Origin of the sequence: Paenibacillus sp. oral taxon 786 str. D14 (assembly GCF_000159955.1) — a bacterium.
Classification (GTDB): domain Bacteria; phylum Bacillota; class Bacilli; order Paenibacillales; family Paenibacillaceae; genus Fontibacillus; species Fontibacillus phoenicis.
This window is the reverse complement of sequence record NZ_GG695977.1, coordinates 35,334-56,213: the sequence shown is the minus strand read 5'-3', so window position 1 is coordinate 56,213 and position 20,880 is coordinate 35,334. Positions and strand designations below refer to the sequence as shown.

Sequence of the window (20,880 nt, the reverse complement as noted above, 5' to 3'; positions counted from 1 at the left end):
ATTGTCGCGTGTAGCCATCCCGTGCCTCCTTTCCGGCTTCCCTATCGCTTAGGGAAGTACGCCTTTCATATGAATTGCGGCTTCCTGCAGCGATTCAAACGTGCCGGCGTCTCCCCACCACAATTGGAGCACGTCGAACTCGAGCTTTCCGTCCCGCGCGTAGCGGTTGTTCACGTCCGTAATCTCCAGCTCGCCGCGGGCAGAACGTTCGATGCTGCGGATAATGCCAAATACGCTGTCATCGTACATGTAAATACCGGTAACCGAATATTTCGACTTCGGCTTCTTAGGCTTTTCTTCGATATAGGCAATATGTTCCGGGGCGTCTTCAGCAAACACCGGCACGCCGTAACGCCGAGGATCATCCACCGGCTTCAGCATCACCCGTGCGCTGCCCAGCGGCTGCTGCTTAAATCGCTCCACGTATGGCGTTAAATCGTCCAAGAACAGGTTGTCACCCAACAGCACAACGAATTTGCTGCCGCGCGGGATAAACCCTTCAGCCAGCTCCAGAGCTTCAGCAATTCCGCCGGCCGATTCCTGGATGCGATACGTCAGGTTGACTCCAAAGTTCTCCCCGCTGCCAAGGAAGTCAGCGTACATCCCTGCGGATTGTTTGCCGATCACAATGAGGATGTCGGTGATTCCAGCTTGACGCAGCCGTTCTATGCCGTAACAGACCATCGGATAATTCCCGACCGGAAGCAGATGCTTGTTGATCAATCGGGTCAGCGGGTATAGACGCGTGCCGGTGCCCCCCGCCAAAATCACACCTTTCATGAACGCTCCTCCCTTACCTTAAAAATTTGGGGCTCCCATTAAATAAATTGCCAAGGATCTACGCCCCATTTTTCGATAAACCGCATACGGTTCCGTTCTATAAGCTCGTTCCACCCTTCCGGATGGCGGGTTTTAAAGCTGGCGCTGCCTTCATGGTACACCAGCGTATCGCCGCAAATGAGCAGACGGTAACCTAGCTGCCGAGCGCGGTAGCAGTAGTCGTCATCTTCATAATGGCCGGGCGAAAACCGTTCATCGAATCCTCCTGCCCGCTCCAGTACCTCCCGCTTAAAGAGCAGGCACATGCCGATCAGCCGTTGGACTTCCTGCCATTTCACCGGATCCGAATGGTTATGGCGCTCGGCGATTTGGGCGAAATCCTCACCTTCCGCCCAGTTGATCGCCACCTGCTGCCGTCCGCTGGCATAATTGGTCACCGGGCCGACGAGGCCGACATCAGCGGCGCTGTGCAGCGCCAGCAGCAGATTCGAGAGCCATCGCGGGGAGACGAGGATATCATTATTAAGAACGAGGAGGTGATCGCCCGAAGCGACGGACAATCCTCGGTTCACGGCGACCGGAAATCCTTCATTGCGCGGCAGCGCCACCAGGATCAGGCGCTCGCTCAGACAGAACGATGCCGTGTCGTCCTCGGAGCCGTTGTCCACCACAATGATCTCATAGGGAGTCTCCGTATACTGGCGGATCGCCGCCACGCAAGGGGCAAGCAAGTGCAGCCCGTTATAGGTCGGAATGATGATACTCGTCACTCCAGCCGTCATCGGGCATTCCTCACTTTCGCCAATTCGCTCCGGCCCAGTGTGGAAAATCGCAACCGGACACCTTCCGTTTTCATAACCTCGCCAAGCGCCTCGAGATGGTCGCCAACGATCATCTGCGCGACCGCATTGCCTGCCCCGCTGTTGCTGGTGCGGAGACGGTTCTTGCGGATAACGTCCACGGAAATCGGCGCTACTGCCTTCAGTCCACGAACCAACGCCAGCGCCTGGGCTTTCGGAGGAACGACCAGCGCAGTGATGCCCACCGTCCGCACAGCGCGGCGGGACAAAGCGTTTGGCACCGCAGTTAACGAGTTCGCCTTCAACTCCGGATGTCCCAGCGCCAGATTCAGGAATGCCTTGCAGCGCGTCACCTCATCCTGCTGGGAGAACGGCGGCAGATGCGGCGTCAAATCGTTGAGAGCCAAATCCTCCCCCCGGTCGATCGCGATCAAAAAAGCAGCCAGATCCTCTGCGGCAACACACATATCCCCGTCCGTGAACAGCAAAATATCTCCGGTGGCTACCGCTGCCCCAATCGCCCGTCCTACGTCATGCCCTAACCGTTCGGGGAAGCTCAGCCGCGTGATACGCGGATCCCGATCCACGACGGCAAAGCTTGCGTCATTACAACCATTCAGGACGACAATGATCTCATGCAGAGGCAACTTGCGGAGCTCCGCCAAAACCGCCGGCAACGTCTTCTCCTCATTACTCGCCGTCACGATGGCCGAGGCACGGCCCTTCAGCGGCAGCGGAATCCACGGCTTACTAAGCCCGGCCGCATGGGCATAACCACGGCGATACGCCAAGGAGGCCGTCAGCAAAGCCGTGAAAGGCAGTTGGTCCACCCGCTCCGCCTGCGCCCACGCTTGAAAACAATCCTGCATATGAGGCGAACCCTTCTCCGCCCCATCCTGTGCTGCCACCGCACGGACTCCTGCGGCCCAAGCTTTGGCTTTGAGGCGTTGGAGCGGGGCGCTGGCATATCTTTTCCCCGTCGACGGACGGGCCAAACGGCGGCCTTTGCGGATGAAGCCGCTCGTTCTCCGGCTTGCTGCTCCGCGCAAGCGGGTCAGCGATCCGCTTCTTCGTTTCCGACGATGCTTCATCGTTTGCCTAGTTACCATGACCATCAATGGTTCACCTCACCTTACCGCGCTGCCGGCCCAGATCGCTGTATCCGCCGCGCGGTCCCAGCTGGCGGAGCAGCCAATGGATGGCCTCCAGATGATCCCCTGCCACCAATGCGGTCAGCGGATCGACGCGACTTCCCTTGTTCCATATTCGTCCCCGGGCAGGATTCAGCTTGCCGACGGGGACGGTATGCACCGGCTGGACGTTTAACCCCAGCCGGATCGCTCTAGCTAAGGCGAGCGGCGGAACCTCCAGCGTATCCAAGCCGACGGTGTCCACCGCTGTTCGGTTCATCGCATGCGGGACCGCCGTTAAGGAAGCTCCACGCAGGTCAGGGCGCTGCAGCACACCGTTCAGGACGTGTTTGGCCAGAATGACCGGATGAGCCACCTTCCCTCGCGCCGGGCCGGAGTAGCCGTTCAGCGCCACGTCGACACCCATCAGCACCGCGGTGACAAAAGGCCGCAGCTCCCGAGCCGGAATCACCATATCGGCGTCGATGAACAGCAGCGCTTGACCGCGGGCCGCCTCCGCCCCAACGCGCCGGCCCACATCATGTCCCAGCGGCTCCGGTACGTGGATGACGCGAGCGCCGCAGGCTTCAGCCAGCGCGGCGGTCCCGTCGGTTGAGCCGTTAACAACGACGATCGTCTCGCTGCGCGGATGCACCCGGCTGGCTTCGCGCAGAACGCTGGCGATCGTCGCCCTTTCATTCATCGCCGGAATGATGATGGATACGATGGGATCGGGATGATTGACCAAACGCGGCAGCACTTTTTTGCGCTGAATCGGTTTGCGGTTCAGTCGGATGCGCGGCGGCTTGCGTTTTTTGACCACATCAATTTCCTCCCAAAAACATAATAATACCGGAGCATATACCTCAGTGTATGTCTGGCCGGGGGGCTGGTAACGGCAAACGTACAGTTGTCCTGACGAATGCGGCACAGGCCCTGCTGTGAGCCAAAAGAAAAAAACGCCTTTCGGCGTTTTCCTAAGATTAGCTATGGATATCCAGACATCGTCAGTTTTTGGCGCTGCGGCGGCCTGCGTTCGTCTGAATCCCTCTAGCGCGAACGAGACTTACCCAACGGTCTGCGGCGTGCTCCCAGCGGTAATGACGACGAACGATTTCTCGGCTGGCCCGGCCGATGACTTGACGAAACTCCTCTTCCTCCAGCAGCAGTACGATCCGATCTGCCAAGCTGTCCCCCGCCCCTTCGGCGAGCAGACCATCTACCGCAAATTCGAGCACCGGGGCGTCGCTGGCGTCCAACGTGGGCAAGCCGGCGGCCATCGCTTCGATGCGCGTTAACATCGACGCCGGCTCATCGCCCGGTAACAGCACCAGGCAATCCGCCAAGAGGTACCTGTCCGAGATGGAATAGGGCGACCCGGCCGGCAGGCAGGCAATCCGTTCCGGAGCGTAGGCGGCAAGCCCATGCTGCTTCGGTCGTTCAAGCAATTCACGGGAAGACCCGGATCCGGGGGAGTCGGCGGCAAGGAACACCAACATCGCCTCCGGTACGCGATCCAGCACTTCCGTAAGAGCCGAGACAATGTGCCCCTCATCCCTAAGCGGCGGCCAACTGCCGGCCAGCAGAACGATTTTGCGGTTCGTCCATCCCAGCTCCATCAGCCGCTGCTGACGCTGCTGTTCCCCATCTGGCGTCCAACGCAGCACCGCCTGCTCCTCTAAGCTCGCCCCCGGCAAATGCACCCATACCGGAGTGACCAAGGAGGGGAACTGCGCCAGCAACTCGGCTTTAGTCCGTTCACTGCCGACGATCAGGCCGTCCACGCTTTCCAGAATTTGCGTCGTACATGCCTTGGGATGGCAGGGAGGAGAAAAGATCCGGGCAGAGGGCAACGTCAACAGTACGCGGGAGAGTGGAAGCCGAGCTTTAAGTTGACAGGCCAGCAGCGGTCGGCCATGAACGTCCACCGTATCCGGCCGCCACTTGCGCAAGTGCCGCAGCAGTGACTCCAGGTAGAGACGTCCTCCGGGCAAGCAATAAAAAGGGACGCCCCCCATCCAGCCTTGGGACGGTAAATGCCCGTCAGCAACGCCAAAGAGGCGAATGTGCAGCTGCTCTGCCGCATGAGGGAGCATTCGTTCCAGCACCCTCTTCACTGGACGGTGTTTTCCTGATGCAGCCGCAAGGGCGTCAGGCGCGATCACCGCGACTTTTTCCCGATCCATGTGAAGTCCCCCTCCTTACCGTTTCGCTTGCATTCGATATCCTAAATATACGAAAACCTCCCGGCAATTGTGACACCTTCTTGGAAGATGAGCCTAATTTGCCAAAGGCGACGATCCATCCGCAGTTCGCCCGAAAACAGGCGGCTGTCGCAGCACAGTCGTCCACGCTAATGAACCGGGACAACATACACTGAAGGAAGACGCACGGGAAGGAGGAAACCCACTTGAGTCAGGACACTATCGGAATCCTGCTGAATTCCAGCATGTACCGAGGGATCCCCACGCGCAGAACTGGCCAAGAGTGGATCACAGGGTATGAAGAAGCGGCGCGGGAATATGGATTAACCCCCGTTTTCTTGCGTCTTGCTGGCATCGATCCGGCAGGGGCCAGATGTGTCGCGTATGTTTATAATGGCATCGAATACGTAGAGCAACAGCTGCCCTTGCCTGCGGTGATCCATAACCGAGCGTTATACCCCAGACTCGCAGCTCGAAAAAGACTCCAATCCCTGAATGCCCGGGGCATCACGATCTTTAATACGACCAACCGTTATGGAAAAGACTTCATCCACCGCTTGCTTTGGGGCGCTCCTCACTTGCGGCCGTACCTTCCGGCGGCGATGCCGTTAAACTCCGGCAACTTGCGGAAAATGATGTCCCGCCATAGTGACCTCATCCTAAAGCCGATCCGCGGCTCCGTTGGCCATGGCGTAATGCGATTGCGATATATGCCGTCGTCAGGGTGGGAACTCACTTATGCTTCGCCACTAGGCAAGCAGCAATGGAGGACGGTTCAACTGCACCGGGGACAACTGCCGCCCTGGGCCCGGCGCATGCTACGGCGTACGCCGTATCTCGTGCAAGAGCGTATTCCGCTGGCGGAATACGCGCAGCGCCCCATCGATCTGCGGATCACCGTCCAGCGGGGCGGCGGAGGCGATTGGAGCGTGACCGGGCGCTTCGCCAAAGTCGCTGCTGCAGGCAGCTTTGTGTGTAACCTCGCCAGAGGCGGCGAAGCCCTTCCCGCTGAGGAGCTGCTGGCCAAAGCGCTCCCGGAGCGGATCGTCCCGGCGGCCCTTGCTCACGTCAATGAGCTTGCCCTGACCATCTCCCGCTATCTGGGCAACCGTCTCCCGCATCTCGCCGACCTGGGGCTGGACATTGGCTTAACCGCAAGCGGGAAGCCTTACTTTATCGAATGCAATGGGCGTGACCAGCGTTACGGCTTTCGAAAAGCCGGATTGCTGGATGCTTGGAAGGATTCGTATCGTCAGCCGATGGCTTACGCCCGTTATTTGTTAGACCAATCGGACCGGGCCTAGCCAAATGACCAAAGCCCAAAAAAAGGGCAGATTCCTCTCCACAGAGCAGGCTGCAAACCGCCTCCGGAAGGAATCATGCCCTTTCGTTTCATAGATTTAATGATAACGGACATCCGCAATGTGAAATGGCGGGTACAAGACCGCCAGCAAGTAAGCTGCAGCCGCAAACAAGGCGATGAGCAGCAATGTCAGCACATCGTACCGGGAATAGGAAGTCGGGTAATAATACGTGCGCGGCCGATTCCCGTCGAACGCTTTCGCTTCCATGGCGACAGCAACGCGATGGGCCCGCCGGATGCTCTGGGATAGCAGCGGCACAGCATACAGCTTCGCATGCGCGACAAGGCCGGGCAGTCCGCGCGGACGGCGAACGCCGCGGATCAGCAGCGCATTGCGTCGGACAAGCAGCTCCTCCCAGACCATGGGAAGTAGCCGGACCGAGGCCATAAAGCTGTAGGCGTATTTTGGCGGCAGCTTCGCCTGCTGCATCAGCGCGTAAAACAAGGCGACCGAAGGAGTCGTCAACACGAACAACAGCCCTTCGGCGGCAAAGGCCACCGCTTTAAACCCGATATGAATCCCCCGGTAAAAGCTTTCTTCGGAGATGCGGAACAATCCCCACGACCACCAAATTTCCGTCCCTTTGCCAAACAGAATCATCGTCGCCGCTGAGGAGGCAAAAATCAGTGCAAAGGGGAACAGAAGCAAGGCGACTTTCCAGGGCTCATATCCGCTGAACAGGAACAGCAGGAACGTAAACAAGATCGCCTGATAAAAAATAAAATCGAGCCGGTGCGTAAATAACGTCAGCAGAAACAGCAGGATCATCAACGCCAGCTTGGCGGCCGGATTCGCCTGGTGCAGCCAAGTCCGCCGCTTCGGGGTCAGAAAACGTCTCATCTTGATATCACCGCCTCTGGACCGGAACTCCCGTGTTGTTTGATTTTCGCGGAGGTGGTATCCGCTCCCCGTCCGGCCGATCCATTTGATCCAGGTGACTCACCGGCACCTGCCGGAGATCGATCCACCCGCCGGGTCAACCGCTGCGACGTTAGCCGTCCGTCCCGCACCTCCCAATGCTGGGTGGCCACCTGCTCCGCAATCCGCTCTTCATGGGTAACCATAAGAATCGCCGTCCCGCGCCGGCGCAACGCCTCGCATAGCTGCAGGATGGCGAACGTGTTCGCCGCATCCTGGCCGAAGGTCGGCTCATCTAGCAACAGCAGCCGTTGCTCGCGCACCGCAGCCGCAGCCACGCTAAGACGCCGCTTCTGGCCCAGCGACAACTGGTAAGGATGCCGCATCTCCAAGCCGGTTAGACCAAACTGCTCCAGATACGCCGTCACCCGACGGTTCAGCGCATCGTCGCCAAGTCCGTCCTCCCTCAGCGAGAAGGCGACTTCGTCCACCACCCGATCGGCGACAAACTGAAACTCCGGATTCTGGAACACAAATCCGATCTCACGAGCGGTCGACTCCAGCATTCGTCTGCGGGCACGGCGGCTGAGCTTCCCTGTCTCGATCCGCTTTCCCTGCAGCACGAATGCTCCCTCTGATGGCAACAAGCCGATCAGGCTGAGCAACAGCGAGCTTTTCCCAGCACCGTTAGGTCCTGTGATCGCAATCCAATCCCCGGGATACACGGCGGCTTGCCCGACTTCAATCACCGGCCGCCCTTGCCGGAACCCGCAAAAATCGGTCAGTTCCACGGCGGCAGGTCCATCCAATCGCCGTTCATCTTTCACCGGCTCTAGCAATCGACGGCCGGCTTCGGTGGCAAAATACGCCTCCCAGACGCCGGGATACCAGATCCCAAACTCAATGAGCTCGGAACGGTACGTGTCAAACACTACGTCCGGTGCCCCCTCGCCCAGCACCTGCCCGTCCGGTCCAAACAACACGACGCGGTCAACGAGCCCCAGTGCCGTCAACTCCTCGATCCGGTGCTCCACGATAATCAAGGTGCGATCCTCGGCCACCTTGGCGATCGCTTGCCAGATTTGCTCGCGGCCCTGCGGGTCCAGCAAAGCCGAAGGCTCATCCAGCAGCAGCACCTCCGGATCGCCAAGCAGCACCGATGCGAGCGCCAACCGTTGCTTCATCCCTTGGGACAGCGAATCGATCGGCACATGGATCTCAGGCAGGTCCAGGCCCACCTTGGCCAATGCGGCCTGCATCCGCGCGGGCATATCCTGCTTCGGCACGCCTAAATTTTCTAAGGCAAAAGCCAACTCCTCATCCACATAAGGCATACAAAACTGCGTATCCGGATCCTGGAACAGAAAGCGCCACGACGAGGGAAGCTGCTGCGCGGACGTGCGCATCGGAATCTCTACCAAGTCTGGAATGATGCCGCTCAGCACCTGGAGCAGCGTCGATTTGCCGCATCCGCTGGGACCCAGCAGCAGCACATGCTCCCCGCGCCGCACCGAGAAATCCAAATCCTTAAACACAAACCGGTCTTCACCCGGGAACTTGAGCCGCAGCTCCCGGACCTCAGCTGCCGTCGTTTCCTTCCGCATCAGTCATTCAACGCCGCATAGTCTTTCGGATCAACCGGTCGCAGCAGCGTCGTAACCCCTGTCGCCTCTACGGCCTTCACGACGGCATAAGCGAAGTACCCGCAGATCAGCGCCGAGCTGACGGCCCGCATCGCATATTTGGCGGTCAAGAGCCATGGCTCGTAATCCTGCACATATCCGTAGAAGAAATCCGGGATAACCGAACCCACGGCAGCTCCGATCCCGGCTAATGCAGCAACGGAGCCGGAAAATTTCCGATACCGGAACGCAGCGAACACCAGCTCCGCCCCTAAGCCTTGCAGCACGCTGTAAAGAATCAGCTGAACTCCCCATTCGCTGCCGAACAAAATTTCCACATGGGCCGCAGCGACCTCCGCGATCAACGCCACCCCCGGTTTGCGGATCAGCAAGAACACCAGCGTTGCAGCCAGGAACCACATTCCGTACACCAGTTCATCGGCCTGGAAGAACAGGGGGGAGAACAAATTGTACACCGAGCTCCAGAAGTGATACACCACGCCCAGCACCAACGAAACCAACACCGTCACCAGCACATCGCTTAGCTTGAGGCCACGCCCCGTTCTTTTTTGAACAACCTCCGACATCTTCATCTCTCCTCTTGATCATTTGGTTTAAATCCTCGCATCGTAAAAAAAACCGCCTGAATAAGCTCAGACGGCGGTCAGGTCACGGGGACGCACGTAGGCACAAAAAGTCCCGGACGATCGATTCTCTACGCTGGCATTATCCAGATCAGATTAACGGTCCGCGGCGCAATATGCCGCTATCTCAGCCTGATTCGCTCAAGCCCCCGTATCCCTATGCGATTGATATAAACATACACCAACTCCGCCCAGGCATCAAGCCTAAATTTGTACAAATCTGTAAACTAGGAGTTACCCGTCCTGTATTGATTTCGGCCTGATTCTGTGTCAAGATAAGCGGAAGTGGCAACGAATTCATCAATACCAATGCAGCATTACTGGACAGACTAGGAGGATGCGATTTGGCCGCGACATGGATGAAATGGATGACAGAGCTCTCCTCCCGGAAATGGTTATCCCGGTTGATGGGCAAGTTCTCCCATTCGGGGGTTAGCCGAGCAATGATCCCTTTTTTCGCAAAATCGTATGGCATTCCGCTGCATGAAGCGGAGAAGGAGCTTCGGGAATATCGCACGTTAAACGAGTTCTTCACCCGCAAATTAAAGCCGGGCATGCGCCCGCTGCACGCGGAGCCGGGAGTGATGATCAGTCCAGTGGACGCGCTGATTACGTTTATGGGCGAGGTGCAATCCGGCACGATCTTGAACGTCAAAGGACAGGATTATTCCTTGGAAGCGCTGCTGGACGGCTCCCCTCGTGTAGAATTGTACAAACACGGTTACGCCTTTGTTCTTTATCTGAGTCCTACCGATTATCACCGGATTCACGCACCCGTGACGGGCAAGAAGCTGGAATGCGAGCACATCAAAGGCCGGGTCTACCCGGTGAACGATTTTGGCATGCGCCATATGAAGAAGGTGTTGTGCCGAAACGAACGCTTGATCACTTACATTTCCCACGACTATGGGGAAATCGCCCTCGTGAAGGTCGGCGCGATGAACGTGAGCAGCATCCAGTACACCGACCCTTCGGCAAAATCCTGGGAGCAAGGCGACGACCTGGCTTATTTCGAGTTTGGATCCACCGTCGTTCTGCTCACCCAGAACGGCACCTTCACCCCATTGCCTGAACTTACGCCCGGACAGAAGGTACGGATGGGCGAAGCGCTGGGCCGGTTTAACTCCGCAAAACCAAGCTAATTCAGTGATCATCGCCCGCCGGCTTCGGCCGGCTCTTCCCCTTTATTGCACCGTAATGCTGCCGATGGAAGTCTCCAGCGCGACCAACGGCCCTCCGCCGCCCCGCTCGCTTCGTCCCTTCGCGGCTCCAATGACTTCGCCCAGTTCGCTGGACGTTTCGAGATCGCAGGCTAACGACGGATCAAGCGTTGCCGTGATGCTGCCAACATCGGTGATGGCTTGAAGCTGACCGCCCGTATCCAGCGTGAGAATATCTAGATTGATGCTGCCGGTGGCTGTACGGATCGATGAATCCCCGGACAGACGGGCATCCTCGACCCGAATCGACCCGACCTCTCCCTTCAGCCGGTAGGTTCCCGTAAGCCCGCTCGCCGCGATCTCCCCGACATGGTTCGTGACTTCAAACTCCTGAATCCCGGCAGGGACCTCAACGACATAATCGATGCGGAATTCGGTAAAATGCAGCTCCTTCTGCGCCCAATCCCATAAATTTTGGTCCGGCGCGCCTTTGGCGTGCACGCGCACCTGAGCCGTATTGCCCTGAGAGGTGACGGTCACCTCGCTCTGTTCAAACAACGTATCCAGCTTCTCCTTACGTGCCGGCAGATCCGCGGCCTGGATGGTCGCTTTCACCACGATCTGATCGGACGTGCCTTCCTTCAACTCAAGACGCCCTACGGCATTCTCCAGCTGCAGCTTGCTGGCGTTGCCGATGGCTTCGCTTGTCGAAAGGTCATGCGAGCGTCCCGTGAACGTCAAATCGTCCTTCCACTCGTCTGCGGCCAGCGCCACCGACTGCTGCACGGATGCCGCGGTCTCGCTAATCGATTGGCTTATCGAATCAACGGTATTCCCCAAGGTCTGCCCCCATTGCTGCTGCAGCGTTTCATTTTCCGCCGGACCGCAACCTGAAGCCAGGGCCAGAAGTACGGCCGATGCCGCCAGCCATGCGATTTGGGATGTACGTTTCTTTCGCATTTTCGTCCTCCTTCTATTTCCATCTATCCTGAGCTTATATCAAGGTTCCCGTGAACCACCACAGGCGCGGGACCGGTTTGCTCCCTAGACTTTGGTCAAGGAGACGGTTCGCAGGGCAAGCGGAAAAACCGCCGAGCATGAAGCCCGGCGGTCGATAAATGAAGCTTATTTAACTTTAGGGTGGGTTGGGTTAGATTAGAGTAGCCTGCTTAGCGGATTTCGGACGGGCTTTTTCCCGTATATTGTTTGAACTGGCGACTGAAGAAGAAGATATCCCGATACCCCAGCGCATCCGCAACCTCGGTCACATTCATGCCGGCATGCAGGAGCAAATGCTGCGCCCGGTCGATCCTTGACTTGATGATGTAAGACTGCACGGACATCCCGATAATTTCCTTGAATTTAATCGAGAAATAGCGCGGGGATAAGCCCGCCCGGGCAGCCAAATCCTGCACTTTGTGGGGAAGTCCGGGATGTTGCAGCACATAATTCGCCACTTCATGAATCACTTCATGCAGTTGGTTGCTGACCTTCTTCTCCACCGGCACTTGCCGCTCCTCCCGCAGCAAATGGATCAACAGCTGCTTGAGAATCAGCTGGGCCTCCTCCTCGGCGGCATAGGCTTTCATCAAGAATAAACGGACGTAACGAGACAACATATATTCGAAATCCAGCGTATCCTCCAGTACGCGGTAGGGACCCGGCACTTCCGTCACGGGCTCATGGACGTCGAAATGAATGTACGTCAGCACCAGCGGTTTCTGCGGGTTGTGCGTGGCACTGGTGTGATCCCCTTTTCGGAACAGGAAGCAGCTGCCTTTACTGACCGGAATGGGTTGGTCGTTCAGGACAACCGTACCTTCACCGCTCCACACATAGAAGAGATCATAATTCTGCAACGGCTTCTCCCGCTTGTGCCATTTCCAACCGGGTTCGCATACGATTTTGGCGAATGCCGGCTTCAATTCAAATGATGATGGTGAAACGTGAAGCATGTCCTTCCCCCCCATAAAAAAAACTACAAACGCATCATTTTGCCTGATCCGTACAGTATCCTGCCCTCCTATTTTAATAACGAGGACAAGTTTATCACCTTTATTATACCTTTAAAGCGCACGGGTTTAAATATCCCCCCAGGCCGCTTTCATTCGAAATACACCCTCAAATGTAAATTGGTTCTTTTTTCTTGTCAATTTCCGGCGTAAGCTGAATGTCAAACAATCGGAGGGGGAACCATCCATGCGCAGAAAAGAATTTAGCATCACAGAAGAGGCGGAAATTCGCGAGTTTTTGCAGGAGATGAGCTTCGGTTTTCTCGGTACGGTAGGCGAGGACGGCTGGAGCCGGGTCACGCCGCTCAACTTCGTTTATGATGGCGAGCATTTCTATTTTCACGGAAGTCTGGCCGGAGAGAAAATGAAGCAGATCACTCGGGATCCGCAGGTCTGCTTCACGGTAGCCAAGGAGTATGCGATCATTCCGTCGTGTTTTACCGATCCCAAGCTGGCCTGCCCGGCCCACTAAGAAAAATAAGCCAAATCCGTTGTGATTTCACCGTGACGTGCCCGAGTCGAAATGATATAATGTTAGGCAGTTTAAGACGTTACTGTCCTAAAATATCAAACCGATTTGGAAGGATGAATGTGATGAACCCACTCGCGGAGCAGTTAAACGAGAGCGTCAAATCCGGCAACCGGCACGTGTATGACATGCTGTCCACGCTGGGCAAGGAAATTTACTTCCCGAAGGAAGGCATTTTAAGCCAATCTGCCGAAGCTTCAGCCCACGCTAAGAAATATAACGCTACGATCGGCATCGCTACCGAAAACGGCATCCCGATGCATCTGGCAGCGATTCAGGACACGTTGTCCGCCTATAAACCGCAGGATTTGTACCCTTATGCCCCGCCAGCAGGCAAACCTGAGCTGCGCAGCGTATGGCGTGACAAAATGATCCAGGAGAACCCGTCGCTCGAAGGCAAGAGCTTCGGCCAACCGATTGTTACCAACGCCCTGACCCACGGGCTCAGCATCGTCGCCGACCTGTTCGTTGATGAAGGCGATGTTGTCATTTATCCGGACAAAAACTGGGAGAACTACGAGCTTACCTTCGGCATTCGCCGTCACGCCGACATCGTGAATTTCCCGCTGTTCACCGAAGACATGACCTTCAACAGCGCCGGATTGCGTGAAGCGCTGCTAGCTCAGAAGGACAAAGGCAAAGCGATCGTTATCTTGAACTTCCCGAACAATCCAACCGGATATACGCCGGGCGCCAAGGAAGGCGGAGAGATCGTAGCTGCCATCCAGGCAGCGGCCGAAGAAGGAATTAATGTGGTCGTCGTGACCGACGACGCTTATTTTGGGTTGTTTTTCGAAGATTCCCTTCATGAATCATTGTTTGGCAAGCTGGCAGGACTGCATCCGCGCATTTTGCCGATCAAAGTGGACGGCGCAACGAAAGAAGAATACGTCTGGGGCTTCCGCGTCGGATTTATTACTTACGCCGCCGAAGACCAAGCGGTGCTGACCGCATTGGAACAGAAGACGTTGGGGATCATCCGCGCCACGATTTCGAGCGGTGCCCATCCTTCGCAGACGTTTGTGCTTCATGCCCTGAAATCTCCGGAATTTACCGCCCAGAAGGAAGAGAAATTCCGGATTATGAAAGGCCGGGCCAATAAAGTCAAAGCCTTGCTCGACAGCGGCAAGTATGGGGACGTTTGGGAATACTATCCGTTTAATTCCGGCTATTTCATGTGCCTGAAGCTCAAGACGGTTGCGGCGGAAGCGCTGCGCCAGCATCTGATCCACCAGTACGGTATCGGCACGATCGCGCTGGGCGACACCGACCTGCGGATCGCCTTCTCCTGTATCGCGGAGGAGCATCTGGAGGAACTGTTTGATCTGATCTATCAAGGGGTCCAAGACCTGCAGGGCAAATAGGCGGCGGGTCCGTCGGAGAACGGCACATTGGCCCACGCACGCCAGCCCCTCTTCTCATACAATACGGTGTACTATCACAATACACCTAAATGGGAAAGGGGAATGAAGATGAGTGGAATTGAAGAAGCGAGAGGCGGCTACGGAGGCGGCTACGGCGGTCACGGCGGCCTGTTCACGAGCACGGGTGTGATCCTGGTTCTCTTTATCCTGTTGGTTATCGTTAGCCGTTCCATCCTGTATTAATCTGCTGAATAAAAAGTTTCCAAGCAAAAACGGACCGTCTCCCACCCGGGAACGGTCCGTTTTTGCTATTCCTCGTCTTCGTCCTCCTCGCGCCATCTGCGCTTCCAGGAAGAACGCATGCCTATCGCCAGCAGCAAGCCTGCGGCCAAGGAACCAAACGTCAAAAGGGCATCGCCGCCCGGTATGACGGCCATCGGCAGCCATAGCAATACCGTGATCGCGAACAGCAATCGGGAGCTTAATCGAAGCGTCGCCGTCTTCCGTGCGCCGGCAGGCAATGGATAGAAGGAGGCTGCCGGTGAGTCCCGATGGGTTTGGCGTAAGGCGGCTAGCTGCATGCCCGACAGGAACACAAACAGCAAGTGAATCGCCGGTCCGAGCCAGGATTTGTCGTTCCATCCCGTCAGCACCATGCCCAGCAGTGTTAGGCGAAGCAGGATGCCCAACAGCTCGCTGCGGACAAACGTCTTGACCAGCAAATAACGGTAGGCCTCGGCCGGCTGCCACGGAATCCGGTTGCCGATGCCGGACAACCAGCGGCGGCGGATCACCTTCTGTCCTTCCGACGGCACGTCCACGAACCAGCCGAGAATCATCTGCACCCGGGCCGCCGCCGTACGTTCAGCGGTGATCAGGTTGTCCCAAGGGACCCTGTATTTCATCGGAAACCGCAAGATCAGGCCGTAATTGAGGCTGACGAGCACCGTGAACAAGGTGCTTTTCCAGGCTGGCTGCCAGATCCAAGCCGCCGTCATCAGCAGCACAAAGCACCAGCGCAGCAAGCGGTACCCGGCTCTGGCCCGGGACGTCGTAATTCTGAGCTCCTGCCAAGCTCCGTAGGCACTTAACGCCTTGAGCAACAGCAGGACGACCAGCATCAGCCATAGGGGCTGAATAACCCCGCCCTCTCCGCTGCGCTGATACAACGGCCAAGCCAGCAACACCACAATATAGAGTCCAACCAGCTTATAAATCAGTCCGTTCCGAAAAGCCGGGGCTAGGTAGGCCTTCATTTGCGTCTCCTGCGGCAGTAAGAAAATTACGTCAGCCGGCTGCGCATAGGTTCGAAATCCGGCATATACGGTCAGCGGACCCCATAACAGCAGCAAAATCCAGCGAATCGGCAAACCGGGCGGAATGTTTTGCAGAAACGCCGTATACCAGGCCGAAAACGCAATAATAAGCAGGAGCAGCAAGACGGCGAGGCCGCTCTGAAAGACATAGGGCAAATACGGGAGCACTTTGCCCCAGAAGGCCGCTCTCCGCCGGCTTCGCAGCGTTTGAAGCTCCATCGCTATTCGCCGTCCTTCACTAAGGCGTAGAAAATTTGCTCCAGCGAAGCTCCCGAGGCTTGCGCCTGCTCCCCGATGTCAGCCAGCGTCCCTTGGGCCAGCACTCTCCCCCGGTGCAGAACGATAAAGCGGTCGCAGTAATTTTCAATCGTTGATAGAATATGCGAGCTTAATAGAATCGAGGCTCCGCCTTGTTTCATTTCCAACATGAAATCAAGCAATGACCGGATGCCCAGCGGGTCCAATCCCAGAAACGGTTCATCGATAATATACAGCGGCGGCCGGGCGACGAACGCACACATGATCATCACCTTCTGCTTCATCCCTTTGGAGAGATGGGCTGACAGGCTGTCCGCCTTCTCTTCCATATGGAACAGCTTCAGCAGATGGTCCGCCCGCTCCCGGTAAGCCGCCGGCTCCACGCCGTAAGCCCGGGCCGCAAACTCCAAATGCTCCCGTACTGTCAATTCCTCATAGAGCAACGGCGACTCCGGAACGAAGGCCAACTGTGATTGGTACGTTTCCGGCGCTTCGTCCCGCGTGTTGCCGGAGATGCGAATCTCTCCCCGATGCGGCGTCATCAGCCCCAGAATATGCTTCATGGTCGTGCTCTTACCGGCTCCGTTTAACCCGATCAGCCCAATCATTTCCCCCGGCTTCACCTCGAAGCTAATCTCGTGAAGTACAGGCCTTCCCAAGCTGTAGCCGCCGCTCAGCTCGTCGACCTGCAATACGGGCAGTTCACTTCCACTCAAACCTAACGCCTCCCACGATCCGCCTAACTGCGCGGCGGCTTATTTTTCAACCACTTCGGAGCGCCTTTATTCTTCCGATCCGAAAGACGCTCCTTCTTCCGCTCCGCGGTTGGCGATGCCTTCCGCGGTCCTCCGTGACCGGAAGCCGGCCGGCCGGAAATCTGCGCGGACGGGTGTGTTCGCCCGCTGCCGCCTTCCCCTGCTGTACGGCCTGCGGTCCCCGATGAGCCTGCGCGGCGAGGAGCCGCGTCTGCGCCGGCCTTGCCGCGAACGGAGGAACGAGTTCGCTTGCCGGAACCCGCCTCGCCGGCATCCACCAGCTTCCCGCTATATAACGCCTTGGGCTCAATCTCAATGCCCAGTTCTCGAGCGAATTTACGCATGATGAACTCTTCCTGCGGCGTAACGATCGATACGGCCAGCCCTTTCCGGCCCATACGGCCAGTTCGGCCGACCCGGTGAACGTAATGCTCGGAATCAATGGGCGGATCGAGGTTAACGACCAGGGCCAAATTCTCAATGTCCAGTCCTCGGGCAGCAACGTCGCTCGCCACCAGCACGCGGATTTTCCCCTCGCGGAATCGCTGCAGCGTCAAGCTGCGCGCCGTTTTGTCCGCATCTCCATATAAAGCTCCGGCGCTGAGACCAACATAATTCATCTTCGCCTCAACTTCGGCGATCTGATCCGTATTGTTGATAAAAACAATCGTCCGCTCCGGTTCGAAGTGGCGTACGATCCGCCGCAGCATATCGATTTTGTCCCGCGCTTCGGATACGAAGTAAAGATGCTCCACCGTTTTGGACGTCCGCTGCTCCGGTTCGATCCCGATTTCAAGCGGCTCCTTCATCTCTTTCGCCGCCAATGCCCGAATATCCGGGTTAATCGTCGCCGACAGGAACATCAGCTGGCGGTCCCGCAACGTCCCGCGCAGAATATGCTCCACGTCTGCCGTGCCGCCGAGCTGGAACATTTGATCCACCTCGTCCACAACAACGGTGAGCAGCGTATGCAGCTTTAGCTTGCGGAGCGCCAAAATTTCGCGGATGCGTCCCGGCGTGCCCACGACAAGTTGGGGATGCAGCTTCAGCTTCTCCAGCTGGCGCTTGATCGCTGCGCCGCCGATCAACGCCTGACTTCTGATCCCCAGCGGTTCTCCGTACTTCTCCGCCTCCCGCAAAATTTGCATCGCCAGCTCCTGGGTTGGTGCCAAAATTAACCCCTGTAACGTCTTCTCCCCAGGGTTAATCCGTTGCAGCAATGGCAGCAGGTAAGCCAGCGTTTTCCCCGTCCCCGTCTGCGACTGCGCAAGGATATCCCGGCCTTCCAGCGCCGCAGGGATACACTCCGCCTGAACCGGTGACGGCTCCGATATTCCGTAGTCCAGCAAGGCTGCGGTCAACTGTTCACCAATTCCCAGCCCGGCAAATGTAATATTCGTCATTTCGCCATTCATCCTTTATTTTCAAAGTACTTGATGTCCTATGCCAATATTTTCATTATATGCGATAAGCCTAAGTCACAACAAATCCACACCGACGCAAATAGCCTGCCTTCACAGGCAGGCTATTTCTTATTCATCATTCGATAGCTTAACCGGTCCGCCAATCGCGGGAACATCTGGTACCACTTTGCTCCTGCGCCGGCGATCCAAGGCAGGTTGATCTCCATCGTGCCTTTCTCTGCCGCCTTTACCATCGCTTTGGCCACGCGCTCCGGCTTGAGCATCATCCAACGCACGTTCTTGACATAACCGCCGCTTGGATCCGCAATGTCAAAAAAAGGCGTATCAATCGGTCCCGGATTAATCGTCGACACCGAAATGCCGTACTCCCGGACCTCTTGGCGCAATGCGCTGCTAAAGCCAATAACCGCATGCTTCGTCGCGGTGTAGGCCGCAGACTTGGCCGTGCCGATTTTGCCGGCCATCGAAGCGACATTAACGATCCGTCCGGAACGGGCAGCCTTCATCGAGGGAAGAACCGCCTTCGTGCACCGAACCATACCTATGTAATTGACGTTCATCATCTCCGCAAATTCGGAAATCGGCATTTGGTCCAAGGATTCGAACTTGCCGTAACCTGCATTGTTTAACAGGACATCCACCCGTCCAAACTCCGTCAGAACCTGGTCGAATCCTTCCTTCACGGAAGCGTCGCTGCCAACGTCCATCTCCAGTACCCGATAAGGTCCGGCCAGACTCGCCGCAACCCGGTTCAGCTTCTCCGCATTCCGGGCAGCCAGAACGACCACAGCGCCGCGCTCAGACAACCTCTGCGCCGCCAAGGCGCCAATCCCGCTGGATGCGCCGGTGACGACAACGATTTTGCCCTCTAACGACATACTCACCTGTAACTTCCCTTCAAGAGGTAGTTCAAAAAGTCATCTTCCGTTCACGAAGCCGCATCAAGAAAGTGATTTAACCATGACTTTATGCTGTACCTAATCTTAAGAGATCATCACTTGAATGTCCAGTTCGCCGATGCCGTCCATCAGCAGTGGGATGTAAAGCGCCTTGCGGGGCCCAATCCCTGCCGCGTGCTCCATCTTAAGGACCTGCGGAGGCGTAATGTCCACAACAATTCCCTGATTGGACAAAATGGTGCTGGCATTCCCACTGATCATGTTGCCGAGCTCGGAGATCGCGCTTTGTCCCATCTCATCCATTTCCGTCAGGACGAATCCGCCCATCATCGCCGAAACGATGCGCAGCGCCACGGCCTCTTGCAAACCGAACACCACCATGCCGCTGAAATGGCCCGTCATTCCGATTTGAATCCATATATGATCCTGCACAGGAATTACTTCTTTAACCCCCATACTCCCGGTGGAAGGCGAAACTTGAACAACCTGTTGAATAACCGAACGTGCGGATTCAAGAAAAGGATTTATGACTTCTGCTTTCAAAAGGATGCGCCCCTTTTCACTAGAAGAATAACTTTACGATTCAATAGACCCGGCATTTAGTTAAAACTTATTATACTTTATTCCTAGGCACAAGTCATTAAAAATCGAATGACGGGGACAAAAGTACTTCTAAAGGATGATCTTGTCGAATGAGGCCGAATGGCGTGTCATTGATTTAGCCAACGAAATTCCCCTATAATGAATTAATCATGGAGGAAGGCGCCGCATCCGGCGCATTTCCCAAGGAACGGGAAAGAAAGGAGGCCTTCTGGTGAATATTAGTCAGTTGGAGACGCTGATTACGATCTCCAAAACAAAAAGCTTCCGAAAGGCTGGTGAATTGCTCAACCTAACCCAGCCCGCAGTCTCGGCTCAAATCAAAAGCCTGGAGGATGAGTTTAATACCGTATTGGTTGACCGCAACCAACCGGTTACCCTGACGGACCGGGGGCAAGTTTTCCTTGAGCAGGCGGAACGCATTCTGGACATCGTTGAAGAACTCAAGCAGAAGCTGTCCGATATGGAGCATACCCCGCAAGGACATATCGTGTTAGGGACAACCACGTCGATCGCAATTCAAATTCTGCCGCGGATCTTATCGTATTTCCAAGACCAGTTTCCGCTGATCAAAACCACCATTCAATCCATGCCCTCCAGCCAGATCTATCAGAACGTGGAGCAGGGTCTTGTCGACATCGGCATCGGGTATTTGATCGAAAACAACCCGCAAGTTCTCTCGTCGGTGCTGTATTATGATACTTTCGAATTCGTCGTCTCGCCGCTGCACCCCTTGGCGAGCAACCCATCTCCCACTCTGGAATCGCTGCGCGGCATCCCTATGATCATGCTGTCTCCCGATACGTTCGGACGCCGGTTTATCGACGAGGTCTTCCGGCAACACGACATCGAACCGCACATCGTGATGGAACTGTCCAGCAGTGAAGAAGTCAAACGGATGGTGGAGATCAATCTGGGCGCGGCGATCATTTCACGGCAATCGATATTACGCGAGTTGAAACAAGGCACGCTAAAGGTTGTGCCGATCCCTGAGCTTGAAGTCACTCACCCGGTGGGCGTCATTTACAAATCCAGCCGATACATCAACTCGGCGATGCAGCAGTTTCTGGGTGACCTGAAGGGCATGCCGGAAACCCATTTTATCAGTTCTGAATAAACCAGGATACGCACGTGCAGATAAGCACAACACCTCAACGCCAA

The 20,880-nt window shown here is 56.5% G+C and carries 20 protein-coding genes, 1 pseudogene and 1 riboswitch; of the genes and pseudogenes, 6 read left to right on the top strand and 15 right to left on the bottom strand.

What is annotated here, in order from left to right; genetic code table 11:
- Window positions 1-48: 48 nt before the first annotated feature.
- From POTG_RS11995 to POTG_RS11975, 5 genes are all read right to left on the bottom strand, one after another.
- Window positions 49-780: a sugar phosphate nucleotidyltransferase gene (locus POTG_RS11995; RefSeq protein ID WP_009225094.1), complete on the bottom strand. Its 732-nt coding sequence runs from the start codon at window positions 778-780 to the stop codon at window positions 49-51.
- A gap of 38 nt (window positions 781-818) precedes the next feature.
- Entirely contained in the window at window positions 819-1,562 is a 744-nt protein-coding gene (locus tag POTG_RS11990) for a glycosyltransferase family 2 protein (protein WP_009225093.1), read from the bottom strand.
- Entirely contained in the window at window positions 1,559-2,695 is a 1,137-nt protein-coding gene (locus POTG_RS11985; RefSeq protein WP_009225092.1) for a glycosyltransferase family 2 protein, read from the bottom strand. Before POTG_RS11985 ends, POTG_RS11990 begins: the two co-directional genes overlap by 4 nt.
- A gap of 7 nt (window positions 2,696-2,702) precedes the next feature.
- Window positions 2,703-3,533 (bottom strand): glycosyltransferase family 2 protein, encoded by an 831-nt coding sequence (locus POTG_RS11980; protein ID WP_036645143.1) that lies wholly within the window; start codon window positions 3,531-3,533, stop codon window positions 2,703-2,705.
- 184 nt (window positions 3,534-3,717) lie between these two features.
- Window positions 3,718-4,896, bottom strand: a complete 1,179-nt coding sequence (locus tag POTG_RS11975; RefSeq protein WP_009225090.1) for a glycosyltransferase family 4 protein — start codon at window positions 4,894-4,896, stop codon at window positions 3,718-3,720.
- A 224-nt stretch (window positions 4,897-5,120) separates the two neighbouring features.
- Between POTG_RS11975 and POTG_RS11970 the strand changes: the two genes are divergently transcribed.
- Window positions 5,121-6,218, top strand: coding sequence for a YheC/YheD family endospore coat-associated protein (locus POTG_RS11970; RefSeq protein WP_009225089.1), 1,098 nt, complete (start codon window positions 5,121-5,123; stop codon window positions 6,216-6,218).
- A 96-nt stretch (window positions 6,219-6,314) separates the two neighbouring features.
- Here POTG_RS11970 and POTG_RS11965 read toward each other — a convergent pair whose 3' ends face one another.
- Genes POTG_RS11965 through POTG_RS11955 form a run of 3 tightly spaced genes read right to left on the bottom strand, consistent with a single transcriptional unit; the run spans window position 6,315 to window position 9,345 of the window.
- Window positions 6,315-7,118, bottom strand: coding sequence for an energy-coupling factor transporter transmembrane component T family protein (locus POTG_RS11965; protein WP_009225088.1), 804 nt, complete (start codon window positions 7,116-7,118; stop codon window positions 6,315-6,317).
- Complete coding sequence (locus POTG_RS11960) at window positions 7,115-8,740, bottom strand: ABC transporter ATP-binding protein (RefSeq protein WP_009225087.1); 1,626 nt, start codon at window positions 8,738-8,740, stop codon at window positions 7,115-7,117. The genes POTG_RS11965 and POTG_RS11960 overlap by 4 nt, the downstream gene beginning before the upstream one ends.
- A complete protein-coding gene (locus POTG_RS11955) occupies window positions 8,740-9,345 on the bottom strand; it encodes an ECF transporter S component (protein WP_036645141.1) in 606 nt (201 codons plus the stop codon). The genes POTG_RS11960 and POTG_RS11955 overlap by 1 nt, the downstream gene beginning before the upstream one ends.
- 108 nt (window positions 9,346-9,453) lie before the next feature.
- A riboswitch (TPP riboswitch) is annotated at window positions 9,454-9,565 on the bottom strand.
- 181 nt (window positions 9,566-9,746) lie between these two features.
- Here POTG_RS11955 and asd point away from each other — a divergent pair.
- A complete protein-coding gene (asd, locus tag POTG_RS11950; protein WP_009225085.1) occupies window positions 9,747-10,544 on the top strand; it encodes an archaetidylserine decarboxylase in 798 nt (265 codons plus the stop codon).
- A gap of 42 nt (window positions 10,545-10,586) precedes the next feature.
- On the opposite strand, the gene POTG_RS11945 is transcribed toward asd, so the two are convergent.
- Together POTG_RS11945 and POTG_RS11940 are read right to left on the bottom strand one after the other, a co-directional pair.
- Entirely contained in the window at window positions 10,587-11,522 is a 936-nt protein-coding gene (locus tag POTG_RS11945; protein WP_009225084.1) for a hypothetical protein, read from the bottom strand.
- 209 nt (window positions 11,523-11,731) lie between these two features.
- Window positions 11,732-12,517, bottom strand: a complete 786-nt coding sequence (locus POTG_RS11940; RefSeq protein ID WP_009225083.1) for a helix-turn-helix domain-containing protein — start codon at window positions 12,515-12,517, stop codon at window positions 11,732-11,734.
- A gap of 244 nt (window positions 12,518-12,761) precedes the next feature.
- On the opposite strand from POTG_RS11940, the pseudogene POTG_RS11935 reads away from it, so the two are divergent.
- The 3 genes and pseudogenes from POTG_RS11935 to POTG_RS24815 all read left to right on the top strand — a co-directional run.
- Window positions 12,762-13,040 (top strand): annotated as a pseudogene (locus POTG_RS11935) (pyridoxamine 5'-phosphate oxidase family protein); the annotation flags it as partial.
- Between the two features lie 128 nt (window positions 13,041-13,168).
- Window positions 13,169-14,467 (top strand): aminotransferase class I/II-fold pyridoxal phosphate-dependent enzyme, encoded by a 1,299-nt coding sequence (locus POTG_RS11930; RefSeq protein WP_036645138.1) that lies wholly within the window; start codon window positions 13,169-13,171, stop codon window positions 14,465-14,467.
- A 108-nt stretch (window positions 14,468-14,575) separates the two neighbouring features.
- Window positions 14,576-14,710: a YjcZ family sporulation protein gene (locus POTG_RS24815; RefSeq protein ID WP_232282282.1), complete on the top strand. Its 135-nt coding sequence runs from the start codon at window positions 14,576-14,578 to the stop codon at window positions 14,708-14,710.
- A 65-nt stretch (window positions 14,711-14,775) separates the two neighbouring features.
- Here the strand turns inward: POTG_RS24815 and POTG_RS11925 are convergent, their stop codons facing one another.
- From POTG_RS11925 to POTG_RS11905, 5 genes are all read right to left on the bottom strand, one after another.
- Window positions 14,776-16,002 (bottom strand): ABC transporter permease, encoded by a 1,227-nt coding sequence (locus POTG_RS11925; RefSeq protein WP_009225079.1) that lies wholly within the window; start codon window positions 16,000-16,002, stop codon window positions 14,776-14,778.
- Window positions 16,003-16,004: 2 nt separating this feature from the next.
- Window positions 16,005-16,757, bottom strand: coding sequence for an ABC transporter ATP-binding protein (locus POTG_RS11920; protein ID WP_009225078.1), 753 nt, complete (start codon window positions 16,755-16,757; stop codon window positions 16,005-16,007).
- 23 nt (window positions 16,758-16,780) lie between these two features.
- The gene (locus POTG_RS11915; protein ID WP_009225077.1) at window positions 16,781-18,199 is read right to left on the bottom strand and encodes a DEAD/DEAH box helicase; all 1,419 of its coding nucleotides are present in this window, start codon (window positions 18,197-18,199) and stop codon (window positions 16,781-16,783) included.
- Between the two features lie 122 nt (window positions 18,200-18,321).
- The gene (locus POTG_RS11910; protein WP_036645136.1) at window positions 18,322-19,098 is read right to left on the bottom strand and encodes an SDR family NAD(P)-dependent oxidoreductase; all 777 of its coding nucleotides are present in this window, start codon (window positions 19,096-19,098) and stop codon (window positions 18,322-18,324) included.
- Between the two features lie 105 nt (window positions 19,099-19,203).
- On the bottom strand, window positions 19,204-19,662 hold the full coding sequence (locus tag POTG_RS11905) for a chemotaxis protein CheX (RefSeq protein ID WP_009225075.1): 459 nt from the start codon (window positions 19,660-19,662) through the stop codon (window positions 19,204-19,206).
- 271 nt (window positions 19,663-19,933) lie between these two features.
- Between POTG_RS11905 and POTG_RS11900 the strand changes: the two genes are divergently transcribed.
- A complete protein-coding gene (locus POTG_RS11900) occupies window positions 19,934-20,836 on the top strand; it encodes a LysR family transcriptional regulator (protein WP_009225074.1) in 903 nt (300 codons plus the stop codon).
- Window positions 20,837-20,880: the final 44 nt, after the last annotated feature.